Origin of the sequence: Armatimonas sp., from assembly GCF_043760365.1 — a bacterium.
GTDB lineage: Bacteria > Armatimonadota > Armatimonadia > Armatimonadales > Armatimonadaceae > Armatimonas.
This window is the reverse complement of the sequence record NZ_JAYUPA010000977.1, coordinates 1-2,757: the sequence shown is the minus strand read 5'-3', so window position 1 is coordinate 2,757 and position 2,757 is coordinate 1. Positions and strand designations below refer to the sequence as shown.

The following is a 2,757-nucleotide window of genomic DNA, read 5'->3' as shown; positions in this document are numbered from 1 at the left end:
TACTCCCTCTCAGCGATGATGAGTAGGCTTGCGATTATAGACTATTTTCGTTTGGCGATGTTTCATTTTTCTTTTGAAAAGAAAGACTCCAAAGATTTATACCTTCTTCTGTGACCCAATGAACATTTCCATTAACGCCACCAGGTACTTTTTTATCAGGATGATTATCCCAAAATATTTGCCATGTTAAGTTAGATATTGAATATTCTTTAGAATCAAAATCCCATAATACCGAATTTGATTGTCCTACTTTACCTGTAACTGTAGCATGATAAATTAGATTTTCAGAATCATAACATAAGTAGTTGGGGAGATCATTTTTCAAATATATCTTTTGGCCTGGTTTTAATAATCCAGATTGGATGAGATATTTCATCGTCTTTGGCTTTTTCTTTTTTCCTAGATTTAATTGAATATCTTCTTTTTTCTGAATATCAACAAGATAGTCTTTTGCTTCTTGAATTGGTATTACTTTTGTCGGCACAATAATTACAGATTGGTTTACCTTATATGGCTTAATAGTAATACAAGAAATATCAACACCAAACTGCCGAAGCCATAATGCAGTAGTTGTTACTTCTGTAGAAAATCCTTCTGAGCAAAGAATAATACGTGGTTTATTTGATAATTCCTCAAAATCATCTACATTAACAAACTCAGTGATTTCACCAAAAGCCATAGATTCGTCAATCATTTCTCCTTCATATTTATTTTTATATGACGAATAATATGGTAAAAGTTTTTCCAAGTTCATTGCGGAAATCATTGCAGCATATCGAATCGCCTGTAGATCTGCATATCCTGCCAGAATATCTCGCTTTAGTTCAATAACCACAAGATTTCCCTGGCGATCTATAGCAAGTAAGTCAAGCCGATCATCCGATTGAACAAATTTGTCAAACTCCATGCTGACTATTAACAAATCTTCACCTAAAATATCAGGAGAGCTGCGGATCCACTCTTCGATGTGCTTTCGCTCCCAAATTTTCAGAGAAATAAAACCTGTTGGTTTAACCGTTTCCCATTTATCAAATCCTTCGTTTACAACAAAAATCATCATTTTCCTCAAAGCGCAATAATCAACACCAACTAAGTAAAAAGGCAGGAAACGCTCGCCTCTTGCCCTTTGATTTTACCAAATTTTCCGATTTTACTTGTCGCTGACGCCCTTGCCAAGCGCGGCTTGTGCAGCGGCGAGGCGAGCGATAGGCACACAGTACGGGGAGTAGACAACCTATGCGGCAATTGCAGACTCCATTTCGGCAGGCTCTTCGGCGTTGAGGAAGACATTGACCCCGGTTTTCTCACGAATCTCCTGAAGCGCCACTCCAATATCCTCGTGGACATACGCCCAGCGGCGTGGCTCACGGGAGAGGGAGAGCGTTCCGTGCCAGGCATAGTCCCCCAAGCGTACCGTTTCTTCGATGACGCGATAGCGAATAGGCAGCGCGTTAGGCTGGCGATCATCTGTCTCTAGCGCATCGAAGTACGAGTGTAAAAGAGTGAGTAGTTCAGGCCGCGATACTTCAGTCATCTTGAGTTACTCCTAACATACGAAAAATCTGCGTGGCTCCCTGAAGGCTACGGAGTGCCACTTCACTATCTACCGTTCTTCCGGGACGATAGTCGGCGTTTTCACGTGCTTCCCGCAAGGCGTAAAGCAGAGTGCCGAAAGTCCGCCTTGTGCGCAGAGATAAGTCCCCATTATTCTGGATCAGATCGAAAAGCTGATCGTGGGAGGGATTATTCCAACCGTGTGGAAATAGAGGCTCGTCCCCATGCAGAACGCAAATACACGTTGCAAGCTGGTACACGCTGTAGTACGACCGGTTTGCCGTGCCACGACTATCCCCTTCCAGATGTAGTGCTTGAGCGGAGCGTCGCGAGCGCATAGCAATTTTTCTCCAGCGTTCCGCTCGCTCTTTCTGAGTCACAGGAAAATTCTACCACAAAGCAGAAAGGCCGGAGGCATTCGCCTCTGGCCCTTCCTTATTGTCCCCCCGCCTGGCGGGGGCTAGGGGGTGGGCAATCTTACTTGTCGCTGACACCCTTGCCTAGTGCTGCCTGTGCGGCGGCGAGGCGGGCGATAGGCACACGGTACGGGGAGCAGCTAACGTAGTTCAGGCCGATGTCGTAGCAGAACATCACCGACGTGGGCTCGCCGCCGTGCTCGCCGCAGATCCCGAGCTTGATGTCCGGGCGCACCGCCTTACCCTTGGCGACCGCGATCTTCATCAGCTCGCCGACACCAGTCTGGTCAATGGACTCGAACGGGTCAATCGGGAGGATCTTGTGATCCACGTAGGGGCGCAGGAAGCTGGCCGAGTCGTCGCGAGAGAACCCGAAGGTCATCTGGGTCAGGTCGTTGGTGCCGAAGCTAAAGAAGCTCGCCTCGACCGCGATCTCATCAGCGGTCAACGCGCCACGCGGCACCTCGATCATCGTGCCGAACTGGTAGGGAATCTCGACTCCCTGCTCCTCGACGACTTTCTTGGCGGTCGCTTCCAGGCGATCTTTCACGAACTTCAGCTCATTCACGTGCCCGACCAGCGGGATCATGATCTCGGGAACGGCCTGACCGCCCGCTTTAATCACCAGCGCCGCGCCCTCTAAGATTGCGCGGGTCTGCATCTCCACGATCTGCGGGAACACAATCGAGAGGCGGCAGCCGCGCAGGCCCATCATGGGATTGACCTCGTGCATGGACTGAACCGCCCTCAGCAGCGCCTCTTTCTCCGCATCGGGCTTGCCCAGCGC

General features: G+C 48.5%; 3 protein-coding genes. All 3 read right to left on the bottom strand.

Features of this window, described 5'->3' with window-relative positions; all coding sequences use genetic code 11:
- Nucleotides 1-34: 34 nt before the first annotated feature.
- Nucleotides 35-1,060 (bottom strand): hypothetical protein, encoded by a 1,026-nt coding sequence (locus ACH2EH_RS24725; protein WP_395146017.1) that lies wholly within the window; start codon nt 1,058-1,060, stop codon nt 35-37.
- Nucleotides 1,061-1,234: 174 nt separating this feature from the next.
- The gene (locus ACH2EH_RS24720; RefSeq protein ID WP_395146015.1) at nt 1,235-1,534 is read right to left on the bottom strand and encodes a hypothetical protein; all 300 of its coding nucleotides are present in this window, start codon (nt 1,532-1,534) and stop codon (nt 1,235-1,237) included.
- Between the two features lie 497 nt (nt 1,535-2,031).
- The coding region (locus ACH2EH_RS24715) for a putative PEP-binding protein (RefSeq protein WP_395146013.1) at nt 2,032-2,757 on the bottom strand (726 nt) is incomplete at its 5' end.